Here is a 17,530-nt window from a genome sequence, read left to right as displayed (position 1 = left end):
CTAACAAAAAATCCCGCTATTGCAGGATTTTTTTATGATTTTAAATTAAGTTTTAAACTTAATTCTGTTAATTGTTCATCATCAATTGGTGCAGGTGCGTCAATCATCACATCGCGACCAGAATTATTTTTAGGAAATGCTATAAAGTCTCTAATAGTTTCTTGTCCACCTAAAATAGCAACTAATCTATCTAATCCAAAAGCTAAACCACCATGTGGTGGAGCGCCATATTGAAAGGCATCCATTAAAAAACCAAACTGTGCTTCGGCTTCTTCAGGCGTAAAGCCTAAATAATCAAACATTAAAGCTTGGGTTTCTCTATCGTGAATTCTTATGGAACCACCACCAATTTCGTTTCCGTTCAACACCAAATCGTAAGCATTGGCTTTTACATCGCCTGGATTAGTTTTTAATAACTCTAATTGTCCTGGTTTTGGTGATGTAAATGGATGGTGCATGGCATGATAACGCTCGGTTTTTTCATCCCATTCTAATAATGGAAAATCCATTACCCAAAGTGGTGCGAATGTTTTTGGATCTCTTAACCCTAAACGTTCTGCTAATTCCATACGTAACGCACTTAATTGGGCTCGTGCTTTATTTTTATCACCAGAAAGTACATAAATTAAATCACCTTTTTTAGCGCCAGTAACTTCTGCCCATTTTGCTAAATCCTCTTGATTGTAAAATTTATCTACGGAAGATTTAAAAGAACCATCATCATTACAACGGCAATATATCATGCCTAAAGCACCAACTTGAGGCCGCTTTACCCAATCGATTAATTTATCTATTTCCTTCCTTGTATAACGATTTCCTCCAGAAACTGCAATACCAATTACCAATTCAGCATTATTAAAAACACCAAAATCTTTATGTTGAGTAACGCCGTTTAATTCGCCAAACTCCATTCCAAAGCGAATGTCTGGTTTGTCGTTTCCGTATAAGCGCATGGCATCGTCATATAATATTCTTGGAAACCTTTCTACCTCTACACCGTTCACTTCTTTTAGTAAATGACGCGTTAAGCCTTCAAAAGCATTTAATATATCTTCCTGCTCGATAAATGCCATTTCACAGTCTATTTGTGTGAATTCTGGTTGTCTATCGGCACGTAAATCTTCATCTCTAAAACACTTTACAATTTGAAAGTATTTGTCCATACCACCTACCATAAGCAGCTGCTTAAAAGTTTGAGGAGATTGCGGAAGCGCATAAAATTGACCTGCGTTCATTCTTGACGGTACCACAAAATCTCTTGCTCCTTCTGGTGTAGATTTAATCAAATAAGGTGTTTCAACTTCAATAAAACCTTCTTTTGATAAATAATTTCTAACCGCTTGAGTAACTTTATGCCTAAATATTAAGTTGTTTTTTACAGGGTTACGACGAATATCTAAGTAGCGATATTTCATCCTTATATCTTCACCACCATCCGTTTTGTCTTCAATAGTGAAAGGTGGAAGTAAAGCTTCATTTAAAATTGTTAATTCTGAAACTAAAATTTCTATATTGCCTGTAGGAATATTTGGGTTTTTTGAAGCACGTTCAATTACCGCGCCCTTAACTTGAATTACAAATTCACGTCCTAAATTTTGAGCTTGCTCTATTAGGTCTTTAGAAGTACGTTCTTCATCAAATACTAATTGTGTAATACCGTAGCGATCGCGCAAATCTACCCAAACAATAAATCCTTTATCTCTAGACTTTTGCACCCAACCTGCTAGGGTAACTTCTGTATTTATATTTGCAGCTCTTAACTCACCACAATTATGACTTCTGTACATATTATAATATTAGATTTGCAAATTTAAGGAAATACAGCAGAGTATTAATTTTTAAAATTGTTTTTTTAGTTTAAGGACAAATTTGGTACAAGGTGCTTGATTTAGAAATGCTTCGTGAGTCTTTGTGAAAATGATAATATCAGACATTATTATTTGAGAATATAGCAAAATTTGATACTTTTTTTTAACAGAATATTGTATGCAAGCATAACATTTTAAATAATTATAATGACTCAAATCGATAATATGCATATATTAGCACCAACTAATTTAAAACTAAAACAATATTATGAGAAAATTATTTCATTTAAAACCAATGGTTTTTTTAATGTTCTTAGGAATGTCTAATCTAATCTTGGGTCAAAATGTTTCAGGTACTGTTACTGATGATACATCGCAACCTATACCTGGCGTTTCAGTAGTTGTTAAAGGAACTGCGACAGGAACTACAACCGATTTTGATGGTAATTACACCTTAAAAGCAAACAATGGAGATATCCTTGTTTTTTCTTATGTAGGTTATGAAGCTCAAGAAATTGCTGTATCAGGCAATACATTAAATGTTACTTTACAATCGGGCGTGGCGCTTGATGAGGTTGTGCTTCTAGGAAATAGGGCTAAACCAAGAACTATTTTAGATTCTCCTGTACCAATAGATAACATTAGTGTACAAGAGCTAACAAGTGGTGGACAACCAACCATTGAGGCGATGTTAACTTTTAAAGTGCCATCATTCAATGCGCAAAATCAAGCCATTTCTGATGCAACAGCACATTACGATCCAGCAGATTTGCGTGGATTAGGTCCAAGTAGAACCTTAGTTTTAGTAAACGGGAAACGTAAAAACCAAAGTGCACAAGTGTTTTTAAATAGAACACCTGGAAAAGGTGAAGTTGGAATTGATTTAAAAAGTATTCCAACAGCAGCTATAGAGCGCATAGAGATTTTGCGTGATGGAGCATCTGCACAATATGGATCTGATGCCATAGCAGGTGTAATTAATATGGTCTTGAAAAAAGATGCAGAGTTTTCAACATTTACTACTAAAAGCGGTGTTACTTCTGAAGGCGATGGATTTAATTTTGCTACAGACTTTAATACAACATTTGGTTTTGGAGATGGTGGATTTATAAACCTAACTTTAGGATATTACAATCAAAAATTCACAAATAGAGCTGGTTCGCCAGGTGTATCAGATTTACCAGCTAACCCACAACAAAATTGGGTAGATTGGGCAACTAACAATCCTCAGTTAGGAATGAAGGTAGGACAACCAGATTTAGAAAAGGGGGACATATTTGTCAATATGTCTCACCCCGTAGGAGAAAATTCTGAATTTTATTCTTTCCATGGATATACATTAAGAACTGGACGTAGTTTTGCCTATTACAGAGCACCATATTGGAGAGGCGATGTAGAAAGTTCGGGTTTTTTAACATCACCTGAAGATTTTGAAGGATATCAACCAACTTTTGAAGCTAGAATTAAAGATAACCTTAATGCAGCAGGAATTAAAATGGATTTAGGAGATGATTGGAAAGCTGATGCAAGTGTTACTTTTGGTAAAAACAGTGTAGATTATACTGTAAATAATTCTGTAAATAGAAGTTATCTTTCAGATACAGGAACATCACCTACAACTTTTAATCCAGGGGGTTACAGCCTAAGCAATGTGGTTGGGAATTTAGACTTCTCTAAAGTGTTTTCTGATGTTGTGAGTGCTTCTTTTGGATTTGAGTATAAGAAAGAAAAATTTGAAGCTAGACAAGGGAACCCATTATCTTATTATGGAGCTAGTTCAACTTCTGGACTTCCTGCAGGATCAGATTCATTTGCTGGTATTACGCCAGGAGAAGCTGGTGAATGGGATAGAAATAACTTCGCAGCTTATGCAGGTTTAGATTTTGATATATCTGACGATTTATTATTAGGAGCTGCTGGACGGTATGAAGATTTTTCAGATTTTGGAGATAATTTCTCTTGGAAAGTATTTGGTCGTCAAAAATTAGGAGATAAAGGAGCTTTAAGAGCATCGTATAGTACAGGTTTTAGAGCACCAACATTACACCAGCGTTACTTAACAAACACCCAATATATTATTGTTGCTAGTTCGCCACAACCATTGTTACAAAGAACTTTAGCAAATAATGACCCAGCAGTTCAAGCTTTAGGAGTTCCAGAATTGTTTGCTGAAACATCAAAAAATATAGCTGCAGGGATTACTTATAAGTTTGATAGAAATTTTTCAGCATCCTTAGATTTTTATCAAATTAAGGTTGATGACCGTGTATTGTTTTCTTCTCAAATTGGTTCTGATTCTGATGACACTACAACGAATCCTGTAGAGCAAATTCTTCAAGATAATGGTGTGGTTGCAGTACAGTTTTTTATAAACGCAGGAGATACTAAAACTACTGGAGCCGATTTCGTTTTAAATTATAGAAATATGGATTTGGGTTCTGGTAAATTACATGCTAATTTGGCTGCTAACTTTAATAAAACAACTATTTCAACAATTAATACGCCAGATGCATTAGCTAATGAAGGGTATAATATTTTTGCTCGTGAAGAAAAAGGATTAATTACAAGTGCAAGACCAAAATCTAAAGTTATTTTAGGTTTAGATTATGTATCAGAAAAAGTTAATATTGGTCTATACAACACCATGTTTGGTAAAGTTACTGTTACCGCTCCTAGTGGAGGAACAGTTAATGGTGTAGAAACGGCTGCTGGTATTGATCAAGAGTTATCTTCTAAAACAGCTACTGATTTAAGTTTAACTTATAACTTTACTAATCAATTAAGTTTAACAGGTATTATAAATAATATTTTTGATGTTTACCCAGACGTCACTAAAGCCTCTACCGGAACTGCACAGGCAGGTAGTAGATTTGTTTACTCATCTGAAGTACAACAATTAGGTCAATTAGGAACAAACTTTAGTATTGGAATAAACTATTCGTTTTAATTAATTCAATATCATTTTAAATCAAAAAGCCTCAACAAGTGTTGGGGCTTTTTTTCTTGATTCACTAATCCTTTTGGTCTAAGAACAAAAGGATCTTTTTAAAACAACTTGACTCAAGGTGTTTTATCCCGTATTGGATTCCCGCATTCGTGAGAATGACAAATTTAGCTGAAACCTCGATTAAAAATCGAGGAATTTATTTTCGAATTAATCTATATGTTTATCCATATTGAAGATTTTTTGAGGAACCAATTCTTTATGAGTTGAGACTCTATCTTTATATAACCACATTTTGAATTTGGTGACAAGATAAAATAAAATGGGTACTACAATTAATGTTAGGAAGGTTGCTATAAACAAACCGTAAATAACAGTCCAAGCTAAAGGGCCCCAGAAAATAACATTATCTCCACCCATGTAGATATTAGCATCAAATTCACTAAATAATGTAAAGAAGTTAATATTTAAACCTGTAGCTAAAGGAATTAATCCTAAAATGGTTGTAATTGCCGTTAATAAAACTGGACGTAAACGCGCTTTTCCACCTTTTACAATGGCCTCTATAAGATTGTTTCTTCCTAAATATTGATTATCTTCTAAATCGTGTTTAACTTTTTGCCTGTCAATTAATAGCTGTGTATAATCTAAAAGCACCACACCATTATTCACCACAATACCAGCTAAGGAAATAATCCCCATCATGGTCATAATAATAACAAATGAACTACCTGTTGCAACGATACCTCCAAAGACACCAATTAGACTCAAGAAAATAGCTAGCATGATAATACCGGGCTTTGAGACAGAATTAAATTGGAAAATTAAAATGAAGAAAATTAAACCCAAACCAGTAAAGAATGCTCCCATTAAGAATGCCATTTGTTTGTTTTGTTCTTCAATTTGACCGGTGTAGTCAATTTTTACGTCATCTGGTTTTTCAGTAAAACTTTGCATTTCGTGTTGAATCTTAGAAACAATGGCGCCCGCATCAGTAAATCCTGGAGCTAAAGCAGAATAAAGGGTTACAACACGCTTAACATCTTTATGTTTTATGGCACTGAAACCAGAGTTATTAGATTGTTTAGCAACGGTTGAAACAGGAATCTCTTTTATCTGTCCTGAAGCCAAATCTCTAAACGTGATCTTCTGATTAAAAATAGCATTGGTATTGTATCTATTTTCTTCGTTAAAACGCACATAAATATCATAATCTTCACCATCCTCTTTGTAAACACCTGCTTTTGCTCCAAAAATTGAATTACGTAATTGTTGTCCAACCTGACCCGAGGTTACACCTAATTCTCCAGCCTTTTTTCTATCAACCAAAACTTGCATGGATGGTTTTGATTTATTTACGTCAATTTTTAATTCATCAATTCCTTCAACATTTTTAGAGTTGATAAAATCGCGCATTTTTTCAGCAGTAGCAATCAATTCAGAATAATCTTCACCTTCTAATTCAACATTTATTGGATATCCAGCAGGAGGACCAACGGCATCTTTTTCAACTGAAATAGCAACACCAGGATATACATCTTTTAAAGCTTCTTGTACTTTTTTAAGAAGCGCTTGACTATCGGCGCCTTCTCTGAATTTATATTCACGCATTGTGGCCGTAATTTTTCCACGATGTGGCATTTCGGCAGCAGAGCCACCATCGGTTTGTGGATTACCCGCACCCTCACCAACTTGCGAAACCGCACTTTCTGTTAAGAAATTAAAACCTGAATCGTCTATATAAGCGGCATCGTTTATAATGCTGTAAACGCGTTCTTCAATATCTTTGGTAATGGCATTGGTCTTTTTAATATCGGTACCTTCGGGATATTCTATATAAGCTATAATTTGATTAGGTGTGTTGTCTGGAAAGAATTCCACTTTTGTACGCTGACTTTCAACGGATGCTCCAAAGCCCATAAAAGCAATAATAAGTAACACAAACGTTCCAATAGTAATTACTGCGGGTTTTTTTCCACTTAACGCAAAACGAAGTGATTTTTCATAAAAACGTTCCCATCGAGGTAAAATATTATTTTGAAAGCTGTTGGACCATTTTCTTAGGAATAATCTATATATCCATAATAAACCAACAGTTACTATCATTAAGCTTCCTAAGCCTCTATAGGCTCCACCAAAAATTAAAATCAATAAACCAATACTTCCAATAATAGCTGAAATTTTAATGATTTGTTTTAGCGGCATGTTCTTATCTTCAGTAGTCATAAACTGAGAAACCATTACCGAGTTAAAGAAAATGGCAACAAATAATGACGAGCCTAAAACAACAGATAGCGTTATTGGGAAATAAATCATAAACTGACCCATAACTCCAGGCCATAAACCTAACGGGATAAAAGCAGCTACCGTTGTTGCAGTAGAAATAATAATAGGGAATGCAATTTCACCAATGCCTTTTTTGGCAGCTTCAATACGACTCAATCCTTCTTCACTCATTAATCTATAGACATTTTCTACCACTACAATGCCATTATCTACTAACATACCAAGTCCCATAATTAATCCAAAGAGAATCATAGTGTTCATGGTATAACCCAAATAGTTCAATATCATGAGCGACATAAACATAGACATGGGTATTGCAAAACCAACAAATAAGGCATTTTTAAATCCTAAGAAGAACATTAAAACGGTTACAACCAGAATGATACCGAAGATGATGTTATTAACTAAATCATCTACTTGCCCAATGGTTTTTGAAGACTGATCGTTAGCAATAGTGACTTTTAAATCTGGCGGAAATTTATTTTTTATGGCATCTTTAACAATAATCTGAATCTGTTCTGCCGCCGCTACCATGTTTTTTCCTGCTCGTTTTTTAACGTCTAACATCACTACGGGTGCTCCAAATTCTCTGGCGTAAGTGGTTTTGTCTTCATCCTTGAAAGTAACTTTAGCAACATCTCTAAGGTAGATAGCATTGTTGTTTTCAGACTTTACAACAAAACTTTCAAGTTCTTCGGGGTCTTCTATTTCACCTATAATTCTTATGGTTCTTCGTTGTCCGCTAGATATTAAATTACCCGCAGACATCGTCAAATTTTCTCTGCTTATAGTATTAATGATGTCATCAAAACTTACTTGAGCAGCCATCATTTTATAAATATCCACAGCTACTTCAACTTCTTTTTCTTGTGCACCACGAATATCTACTTGTTTAATTTCTTGAAGCCCTTCAATTTCATCTTCCAGATATTCACCGTATTCTTTCAACTTATCTACTGGGTAATTTCCAGAAATATTTATGTTGAGAATAGGGATTTCTTCAGACATACTTAAATCGAAAATATTAGGCTCTACTTTGGCACCATTGAAGGTTGGCCAATCTTCACTTGAGGTTTCCGAATCTACTTCATCCTTAACTTTCTGTTTAGCTGCTTCAACACTAATATCTTCATCAAATTCAACAATAACTATGGAGTAATCTTCTTGAGAGGTTGAGGTAATTTCAACAACATTACTTACCGTTTTAAGTTTATCTTCAATGGGGTCTGTAATGAGTTTCTCTATATCTTCCGCGGTGTTTCCTGGGTAAACAGAGCTTATGTAAATTTTGGTTTCTTTAATTTCCGGAAAGCTCTCACGAGGCATACTAAAATAAGCTCCAGCGCCTAAGAAAAGAATTACCGCAATTAATACATACATGGTGGTTTTATTGTTAATAGCCCATGATGATAGCGAAAATTCTTTATTTACTTTTTTATTTTTTAAATCTTTTGTCATGATTGATTATTTTTTGTCACCCAGAGTATTTCATCTGCGCTCAGCACAGTCTTCATCGAAGGGGTCATTTTTTTAACTTAAGCTATTCTAAAAGTGGATTCCTGCCTTCGCAGGAATGACAAGCTATTCAACTTCAAGAATTTTTACATCTTGCCCGTCTTTTACACTACGTGCTCCTTCTTTTATAATTTCGCTACCGTTTTCTAAACCAGAAGTTACTTCTATATTATCACCTTGTGTTCTACCTGTTTCAATAATAACACGTTTTGCTTTTCCTTTGTTTTCAACTTTATCCGAAACGGTATAAACATATTGTTCGCCGTTTGCATTTTCAGAAATGATACTTTGCGGAATTAAAATAGCTTTATTGTTTGTGTAATCGTTAATTTTAAGTCTAGCTGTTAAGTTTGGTTTTATCAGCTTTTCTTTATTAGCAACACCAACTTCTATTTTAAAAGTTCGGTTTGCTGGATTAATAAAATTTCCGGCTTGACGTACTTTAGCGGTCATTTGTTTATTAAGTACTGGAAAATCTACTTGTACATCTTTACCAGTAACAACTTCAGATATATAGCGCTCTGGAACATCTGTTTCAATATACATATCTTGAAGATTTACAATTCTAAATAGTGCAGATTGCCCTGGTACTATAACGGAACCTTGTTCTGAAATAACATCATCAATAGTACCACCAAAAGGTGCACGAACAACTGTTTTTGAAACTTGATTTTGTAATTGACTTACGGCTTGTTCTTGAGCTTCGGATGTTGCTTTCGCTTGTAAAAATTGAATTTCACTACCTATTTTTTGATTCCATAAACGCTCCTGACGCTCAAAAGTGGTTTTAGCTAAGGCTGTTTGAATTTTTAATTGTGATAGTTGTTGGCTTAAACCACCATCATCTATTTTGGCAAGTATTTGACCTTTGCTAACACGTTGTCCTTTTTTAACGTAAAGATGACTTAAAACACCCGAAAACTCTGGGTATATAATAATATTTTGCTTGGTGTTAACACTTCCTTGTAATTCTAGGTAGTGCGTAAAAACAGTTTCTTTAGCTTCAAAAGTTGTGATTAATGGGATCTTTTCCTGAGGATCTAAAATTTTAATTTTAGCTTCTATTTGTTTTAACTGATTAGAAATTTCTTTAGCAGAAGCATCTAATTCTGTTTTCTTTTTACGGATTAATTCTAAATTTTCTGTTGCAATTATGTCTTCAACAGATTTATTCTTATCGCCACTACAAGATAAAATGAGTAAAGCGAATATTAAAAGGGTGAATATGTTTTTCATTAGTTATTGAGTTTATGTGTTTATGAGTTTATTTTAATTGAGATTTGTGCAAGCTGTTTAGCATTGCAGTTATTTCCGAAATATTATCTCTTAACACATCATGATTTTTGTTTGAGATAAATTGTAAATCGTTAGCTATAATAATTTGATTTAAAAGTTCTAAAGCTGAACTAAATGCTATTTCTGTAAATCTTGCTTTATCTTTTCCTGAATGTCTGCCGCTACCTTCTGCTATATTAGATGAGATAGAAATAGCACACCGCCTCATTTGACTTATTAAGCCAAAACGCTCATCATCAGGAAAGGGTTTTGTTACTTCATATATTGAAACAGATAATGTTCTAGATTTCTGCCAAACGGTTAATTTTTCAAATGAGAAATGTTTCATGTTTTCTTTTTTAAACTTTAAACAAATAAACTAATCAACTTCATTTATAATGGTTTCTAAAGCAGCCTTATTATTTATGACATCAAGCATGGCCTGTAAAAATTCTTGCTGTGCCGTGTATAATTGAATTTGTGCTTGTCTTAATTCAAAACTAGAGCCAATACCTTCAAAAAACTTCGTTTGGTTTTTTTGTTCAATGCGTTCTGCAAGGTTTAGGTTTTCTTTTTTATTGGCATACTCTTCAATTGAAAATTGGTAATCGCTTTTGGCTGTTTCAATTTGTAGTTTTAACCGTTGCTCTGTTTCCGTTAAGTCGTCCTTTGCTTTTTCTAAATTAATTTTAGCGCGTTGGGTTGACGCACTCCGCAAGCCCGAGCTAAAAACGGGTATTTTTAAATTGATACCAAATACGCCAAAACCGTAATATTTTTGATCTGTGTTTAAAAAATCAAAATTGTCGCTATAGGATAAATAACCACCGCTTAAAAAAGTGCTCATAGTTGGTAAGGCTTTGCTTTTTTCAAGTTTAACTAAAAGCTCTTTTGATGTTCTATCATTCTCGGCAATTCGGTAATCAATTGTATTTTCAATGGAAAATGGAGTATTTAAAAAGTTTAAATTTAAATTTTGCGCTGTAAGTATTTCTAAATTATCTGTTAAAACCGTTGGGTTTTCAATATCTATACCTAGATTCATGTTCAACATTTGATAAGCCACTTTTTTTAAGCGTCGTGTATTGTTTAAAGAACTTTTTACTCCAGAAAGGGTTATTTTTAATTGTTCAACACTTTCTTCTTCTTCTAAACCATTTTCAAAAATTTTAGTGATTTCATCAACATTTTTTTCAAGAGCTGTTTTGTTTCGTTCTAATATTTTCAGACTCTCTTCAACTAGTAAAACATTTCCGTAAGCATTAATTACAGCTTTCCTAACTTCTAAATCCGTTTTAATTTTAGCATTCTTAGATATTTCTAAAAAAACCTTTGCAGATTGTAGGCCAACTAAATACGAGCCGTCAAAAATTAATTGACTTAAAGTGGCCGAAGCATTAACGTTTTGTTTCACACTAAATTCTATTGCCGCGAGTTCACCTTTTGGGCCACCAAAAGCATCAGCAGGAATAACTTGTATTTGCTGTTTAATAAAATCTTGATAATCGATTCCGGCATTAAGTTGGGGCAAACCAGTAGCAATAGTTTCCCATTTCTGTTTGTAGGCCGCATCAATATCGCGCGAAGCGTTTTTTGATGTTCTGTTGTTTTCCAATGCATAATCTATAGCTTCTTGTAATGAGAAACTTTGTTTGTTTTCTTGAGAAAATATTGCAAAAGAAATCAATAAACTAAAAATTAAAATTAGTTTGTTCTTCATTTTTCTGATTGATTTGATGTTATAAATTTGTTTAATATTTGGAGTCCTTTTTCAGTAACAATGGCTCTTAAGTGATATTCTAAGTAACTTTCCATTAAGTAATTCATTTTATAATGTTCTGGTGGAAAAAACATATTATCTTTAATACCTGTCATTCCTGTGAAATACATTCTAGAAATAAAATCTACATCAATAGTATTTCTAAAAACCTCGGTGGCTACACCATGTTCTAAACTCTCTTGAACAGATTGGTGCATTTTTTCAAACTGTTTATACTTTAGCTCGGTATGAATTTTTGGATAGTATTTTTTCAGTTGATATTGAGGCGATGATTTCTCATTTTTAAGATGGTGCATTACAAACATCTTTATTGAATACAATTCTTCAATTGGGTTGCTCACATTTTCGCAGATATCGTCTATACCGGCACAAATGGTGTCAAACAAATTAAAAGTTACTGCTTCAACAAGTTTAGTTTTGTTAGGAAAGTGCACATAAATAGTTTTTTTCGATATGCCCATTTCATGAGCTATATCATCCATAGTAACACTTTTAAACCCTAGTGTTAAAAATAATACGGCAGCTTTATGTATGATATTTTCTCTCATATTCGGCGCAAATATACTTATGGAAACTTTAAAAACAAAAAAAGTTTCCAAAGTTTTTAATTTTTTTAACACTTAATTTTGTTTGATACTTTTTAATATGATGAATTACATTATTTTTGTTTGATGCTTTCAATAGAAAAATACCAAGAGGAGTTTATAAAATATTTAGAAGAATATTCTAAATTTAAAGAACCAAAAGGCCTTTACCAACCCATTGATTATATATTAGGTTTAGGAGGAAAAAGACTAAGGCCTGTTTTAACATTATTAGCTACTGATATTTTTAACGGCGATTATAAAGAAGCATTAAATGCAGCTTTAAGTGTTGAAGTGTTTCATAATTTTTCATTAGTTCATGATGATATTATGGATGATGCACCATTGCGCCGTGGAGAGAAAACAGTGCATGAAAAGTGGGATGTAAATACTGGAATTCTCTCTGGTGATGCTATGTTAATTATGGCATATCAACTCTTTGAGAATTATGACGCTACTACATTTCAAGCTTTAGCCAAATTATTTAGTAAAACGGCGCTAGAGGTTTGCGAAGGCCAACAATATGATGTTGATTTTGAAACCAGAAATGATGTTACCATCCCTGAGTATTTAAAAATGATTGAGTACAAAACTGCTGTTTTGGTTGGAGCTGCCATGAAAATGGGTGCTATTGTGGCTCATGCTTCAGATAAAGATCAAGACAGTATTTACGAATTTGGTAAAAATTTAGGCATTGCGTTTCAATTACAAGACGATTATTTAGATGCTTTTGGCGACCCAAAAACGTTTGGGAAACAAGTAGGAGGCGATATTATCGAGAATAAAAAGACCTATTTATTTTTAAAAGCTTTAGAGTTTTCAAATGATAATGATAAAGTGGATTTACATCAATTATTTTCATCAGATCCTGAGGATATTAATACTAAAATTGAAGTTGCTAAAAAGTTCTTTATTTCTACAGGCTCAGCAGATGCAACAAAACAAGCCATTCAAGATTATACAAATAAAGCATTTACAGTTTTAGATGCTTTAAATATTTTAGAAGATAAAAAATTGTTGTTGAAGGCTTTTGGTGACCACTTAATGAATAGAATTGTTTAATGAATTTACCAGCAACGTTTGTTGATTTAATTGAAGAAGCGAATCAATTAGATTTATATGAAAAATTAATACTCCAGCTAAATAAAGATTTTCTTTTAGCTAATATCGATTTAGATTTTCATGAAGAAGTCTTACCATCAAGCTTAAAACTGATACTTCATGAAACGGTGTATAAACTCATTCAAGAAAAGTTTATCGAATATTTGAATCTCCTTTATATTATTGATGTCTCTGAAAAACAAGTTAAAGCGTTAGACGGAAGTGATATTTTAAAACTGTCAGAAGATGTTGCTTTTTTAATTTTAAAACGCGAGTGGCAAAAAGTTTGGTATAAAAATCAATTTTAATTAAGATAAATTTGTCTTAATTAAAATAAAATGATATATTTGTGCTAAATTAAAATCAAATATGTTTTCTAAAGCTTGTGAGTATGGTATAAAAGCATCCATTTTTATTGCTATTAATTCTTATGAGGGTAAGCTAGTTAGCCCAAAAGAGATTGCAATAGAAATAGATTCTCCACAAGCATTTACAGCTAAAATTTTGCAGGCATTAGTGAAACATGATATTGTTAATTCTGTAAAAGGAGCATATGGTGGCTTTGAAATTGATAAAAATAAAATAGCAACGGTTAAACTTAACCATATTGTAAATGCTATTGATGGTGATTCAATTTATAACGAATGTGGTTTAGGTTTACATAAGTGCGATGAAGCTCACCCGTGTCCCGTACACGATAAATTTAAGGCTATCCGAGATGGTTTAAAGTTCATGCTAGAAGAAACAAGTTTAGAAGAATTGGCACTAAACATTAAGTCTGGAGCCTCATTTTTAAAGATTTAGTTAATAATAGAGATCTAAAGATCCCAATATAAAATTGGGATGAGTTCAAACATCAATTTAGAAAATTGGGTTTCACTCAAAAAAAATTGAATATAAATAGGATAAAAACATCCGAAATAAATAATTAGTTATGGTAACATTACAAAAAGATTCAGAAAAACAAATAGGGCAATTTGTAGCCGAGGATTATAGAACAGCAGCTGTTTTTTCTAAATATAAAATTGATTTTTGCTGCAACGGAAACAGAACTATTAATGAAGCTTGCGAAAAAAAAGGACTAGATAGCAACGTTTTATTAGATGAGCTAGATAGCATTTTAAATGCTAAAGGAGAACAGGCAATAGATTATAAATCGTGGCCGTTAGATTTATTAATTGATTATATTGAAAAAAAACACCATCGCTACGTTGAAGCAAAAATCCCCGTATTACGTCAGTTTTTAGATAAATTATGTAGTGTGCATGGAGAGAATCATCCAGAATTATTTAAAATAAATGAACTGTTTACAGCATCAGCAGGCGAGTTGGCGGCACACATGAAAAAAGAGGAGTTAATATTATTCCCTTTTGTAAAAAAAATGGTGAATGCTAAATTAGAACAAGTCTCAGTGCAATCACCACAGTTTGGTACCGTTGAAAACCCAATTGCGATGATGATGCAAGAACACGATAATGAAGGCGAACGTTTTAGACAAATTGCAGAACTCTCTAACAATTACAATCCGCCAGCAGATGGTTGTAATACCTACAAAGTAACTTATGCTATGTTGGATGAATTTGAAAAAGATTTGCACTTACACATACATTTAGAAAATAATATTTTATTCCCTAAGGCTGTAAAGCTAGAGCAACAATTTGGTTGGTAAAACGTTGCCTCTAGCTTTAATAATCCTAAAATTCCAGAATGGGCAACTTTTCTGGAATTTTTAATTTTCAATATTCTATATTAGGTAACTATATTTATTATTTAGAAAGCCATTAAAATGCCAAGGAAACTTGTTGTAACATGCTTAATTAATTTTTTGATTGCTGCAATAATGGGCGTGGTATTGCGCTATGCATCAATTGGAACTATTAACTTTAATTATAGATTTTTAACGCATGCCCACTCGCACATTGCCATGTTGGGGTGGGTTTACTTAATGCTCTTTGTGCTCATTGTGCATTATTTTGTACCAGAAAAGAAGCCTATATACACTAAGTTATTTTGGCTAACACAATTTGCTGTAGTTGGTATGATGCTTAGTTTTCCGTTTCAAGGCTATGCGACTGTTTCAATAGCGTTTTCAACATTACATATTTTTTGCAGTTATTACTTTGTGTTTCTTATTTGGAAGCACCATAAAACGGAATCAATAGTTACTCGAAGATTACTAAAAACGGCATTACTATTTATGTTGTTATCTACTGCTGGAGTTTGGAGTTTAGGGCCTGCAGTGTCTATGCTTGGGCAAGCTTCGGCATTTTATCAAATTGCAATACAATTCTTTTTGCACTTTCAGTTTAACGGCTGGTTTTTAATAGCTGTGATCGCTCTGTTTTTTCATGTTTTACAACTTAAAGATTCAAAACAATTTAGGTTGTTTTTTGTGCTTTTAGTCCTATCAACGGTGTTAACATTGGCTTTGCCAATATATTGGTTTGCACCTCACATCGTTTTATTTTGGATTAACGGATTGGGCGTTATTATTCAATTTTTAACGCTGATTGTATTTTTAAAGCTTATAAGACCTTACCGGTTAATTCTCTTAAAAAACAACTCAAAACTTACTATTTACATGTATGCTTTCGCAATATTTTGTTTGGTTTTAAAAATAGGAGCGCAATTATTATCGCTCGTTCCTGAAATTTCACAAGTTATTTATCAACATCGAAATCTTGTCATTGGTTTTATTCATTTGCTAATGTTGGGCGTCATCACGGGGTTTTTATTTGGTTTCATTTTACAGAATAGCTGGGTTACATTTAATACATGCTTAAATTTTGGAATCTATACGTTTGTTTTAGGCTTTGCTTTAACAGAATTGTTTTTAATTCTTCAAGGCAGTATGTTTTACTTTAACAAGGGTACATTACCAAACTATTATCTTTTTCTGTTTCTTTCTAGTGTGTTTTTACCTTTAGGAATAGGGAGCATTATTATTAATATTTTAAAAACCAATACCAATGAATCATAAACCTCAAAAAAGACATAAAGCATTACAAAATCTGAGCAGAGAACACCATCATGGATTACTATTATCATGGAAAATAAGAGCTGGATTTAGCAAAAACATTGAAACTAAACGTATAAAAATTTATGCCGATTGGTTTTTTGAAACTCATTTAATTCCTCATTTTGAAATGGAAGAAGCGCATATTTTTACTATTTTAAATGAAGATAGTGACCTTATTAAAAAAGCCTTGGCAGACCATAGGCGTTTAAAACGTTTATTTACAGAATCGGACGATGAAGCTAAAGCCTTAAGCAAAATTGAAGAGGAATTGGATAAGCATATTCGTTTTGAAGAACGTGTGCTGTTTCCAGAAATTCAAAAAGTAGCTACCGAAGCGCAATTGGCTTTAATTGAAGCCATACATCAAGACGATGATTTTATAGATAAACTAGATGATGAGTTTTGGCTGTAGGTTTTTGCATTATATGTTTAAATAGTTACCAATCTTGAGCTTGACTAATAACCAAATTGGACTAAGTTGAATTTCAATGATGACTGATTAATAGGACCTCTACAAGGTCTTGTTTTGACCTTGTAGAGGTTAAAACGAACAACAAAACAACAAAACAACAAAACAAACCTACAAACCTGAGTTCGATATAAAAATCTCCATTTTAAGGGTGAAAATCAACAAAATAATTGGGTTGTCACCTTGAGCGCAGTCGAAAGGTCATTAAAATCGACAAATTCTTTGGGTTTCGACTGCGCTCAACCTGACATTAAAACATAAGTAATAGATTTTCATTAGATTATGTTTGTTCTTACGTTGAGCTCAGGTTACAAGGTACTCAAAACCTTGCAGGTTGACCAAAGGTAATAATCCACTTGTTTATTAAACGAATTTAGGCTACGCTATGTGTTTTAATAGTTACCAACCTGAGCTTGACTAATAACCAAATTGGACTAAGTTGAATTTCAATGATGACTGATTAATAGGACCTCTACAAGGTCTTGTTTTGACCTTGTAGAGGTTAAAACGAACAACAAAACAACAAAACAACAAAACAAACCTACAAACCTGAGTTCGATATAAAAATCTCCATTTTAAGGGTGAAAATCAACAAAATAATTGGGTTGTCACCTTGAGCGCAGTCGAAAGGTCATTAAAATCGACAAATTCTTTGGGTTTCGACTGCGCTCAACCTGACATTAAAACATAAGTCATAGATTTTCATTAGATTATGTTTGTTCTTACGTTGAGCTCAGGTTACAAGGTAC

The 17,530-nt window shown here is 33.1% G+C and carries 13 protein-coding genes; 7 read left to right on the top strand and 6 right to left on the bottom strand.

Features of this window, described 5'->3' with window-relative positions:
* Nucleotides 1–32: 32 nt before the first annotated feature.
* Nucleotides 33–1,787, bottom strand: a complete 1,755-nt coding sequence (gene aspS / locus AAC024_RS08040; protein WP_339894769.1) for an aspartate--tRNA ligase — start codon at nt 1,785–1,787, stop codon at nt 33–35.
* A 289-nt stretch (nt 1,788–2,076) separates the two neighbouring features.
* Here aspS and AAC024_RS08035 point away from each other — a divergent pair, with 289 nt between their 5' ends.
* Nucleotides 2,077–4,755 carry a TonB-dependent receptor gene (locus AAC024_RS08035; RefSeq protein WP_339894768.1) on the top strand — a complete coding sequence of 893 codons (2,679 nt, stop codon included), beginning with the start codon at nt 2,077–2,079 and terminating at the stop codon, nt 4,753–4,755.
* A 207-nt stretch (nt 4,756–4,962) separates the two neighbouring features.
* On the opposite strand, the gene AAC024_RS08030 is transcribed toward AAC024_RS08035, so the two are convergent.
* The 5 genes from AAC024_RS08030 to AAC024_RS08010 all read right to left on the bottom strand — a co-directional run bounded on the left by AAC024_RS08030 (nt 4,963) and on the right by AAC024_RS08010 (nt 12,156).
* Entirely contained in the window at nt 4,963–8,496 is a 3,534-nt protein-coding gene (locus tag AAC024_RS08030) for an efflux RND transporter permease subunit (RefSeq protein ID WP_339894767.1), read from the bottom strand.
* A gap of 123 nt (nt 8,497–8,619) precedes the next feature.
* Nucleotides 8,620–9,789 (bottom strand): efflux RND transporter periplasmic adaptor subunit, encoded by a 1,170-nt coding sequence (locus AAC024_RS08025; RefSeq protein ID WP_339894766.1) that lies wholly within the window; start codon nt 9,787–9,789, stop codon nt 8,620–8,622.
* 28 nt (nt 9,790–9,817) lie between these two features.
* On the bottom strand, nt 9,818–10,177 hold the full coding sequence (locus AAC024_RS08020; protein ID WP_339894765.1) for a four helix bundle protein: 360 nt from the start codon (nt 10,175–10,177) through the stop codon (nt 9,818–9,820).
* 30 nt (nt 10,178–10,207) lie between these two features.
* Nucleotides 10,208–11,548 (bottom strand): TolC family protein, encoded by a 1,341-nt coding sequence (locus AAC024_RS08015; protein WP_339894764.1) that lies wholly within the window; start codon nt 11,546–11,548, stop codon nt 10,208–10,210.
* Nucleotides 11,545–12,156 carry a TetR/AcrR family transcriptional regulator gene (locus AAC024_RS08010; protein ID WP_339894763.1) on the bottom strand — a complete coding sequence of 204 codons (612 nt, stop codon included), beginning with the start codon at nt 12,154–12,156 and terminating at the stop codon, nt 11,545–11,547. Before AAC024_RS08010 ends, AAC024_RS08015 begins: the two co-directional genes overlap by 4 nt.
* A gap of 123 nt (nt 12,157–12,279) precedes the next feature.
* Here AAC024_RS08010 and AAC024_RS08005 point away from each other — a divergent pair, with 123 nt between their 5' ends.
* The 6 genes from AAC024_RS08005 to AAC024_RS07980 all read left to right on the top strand — a co-directional run bounded on the left by AAC024_RS08005 (nt 12,280) and on the right by AAC024_RS07980 (nt 16,724).
* Entirely contained in the window at nt 12,280–13,254 is a 975-nt protein-coding gene (locus AAC024_RS08005) for a polyprenyl synthetase family protein (RefSeq protein ID WP_339894762.1), read from the top strand.
* Nucleotides 13,254–13,601 carry a hypothetical protein gene (locus AAC024_RS08000; protein ID WP_339894761.1) on the top strand — a complete coding sequence of 116 codons (348 nt, stop codon included), beginning with the start codon at nt 13,254–13,256 and terminating at the stop codon, nt 13,599–13,601. The genes AAC024_RS08005 and AAC024_RS08000 overlap by 1 nt, the downstream gene beginning before the upstream one ends.
* 61 nt (nt 13,602–13,662) lie before the next feature.
* Nucleotides 13,663–14,097: an Rrf2 family transcriptional regulator gene (locus AAC024_RS07995; protein WP_339894760.1), complete on the top strand. Its 435-nt coding sequence runs from the start codon at nt 13,663–13,665 to the stop codon at nt 14,095–14,097.
* 130 nt (nt 14,098–14,227) lie between these two features.
* Entirely contained in the window at nt 14,228–14,962 is a 735-nt protein-coding gene (gene ric / locus AAC024_RS07990; protein ID WP_339894759.1) for an iron-sulfur cluster repair di-iron protein, read from the top strand.
* A gap of 117 nt (nt 14,963–15,079) precedes the next feature.
* The gene (locus tag AAC024_RS07985) at nt 15,080–16,273 is read left to right on the top strand and encodes a hypothetical protein (RefSeq protein WP_339894758.1); all 1,194 of its coding nucleotides are present in this window, start codon (nt 15,080–15,082) and stop codon (nt 16,271–16,273) included.
* A complete protein-coding gene (locus AAC024_RS07980; RefSeq protein ID WP_339894757.1) occupies nt 16,263–16,724 on the top strand; it encodes a hemerythrin domain-containing protein in 462 nt (153 codons plus the stop codon). The genes AAC024_RS07985 and AAC024_RS07980 overlap by 11 nt, the downstream gene beginning before the upstream one ends.
* Nucleotides 16,725–17,530 lie beyond the last annotated feature (806 nt).

This window comes from uncultured Algibacter sp. (assembly GCF_963976535.1).
Lineage (GTDB): Bacteria > Bacteroidota > Bacteroidia > Flavobacteriales > Flavobacteriaceae > Algibacter_B.
This window is presented reverse-complemented; position numbering and strand designations above follow the sequence as displayed.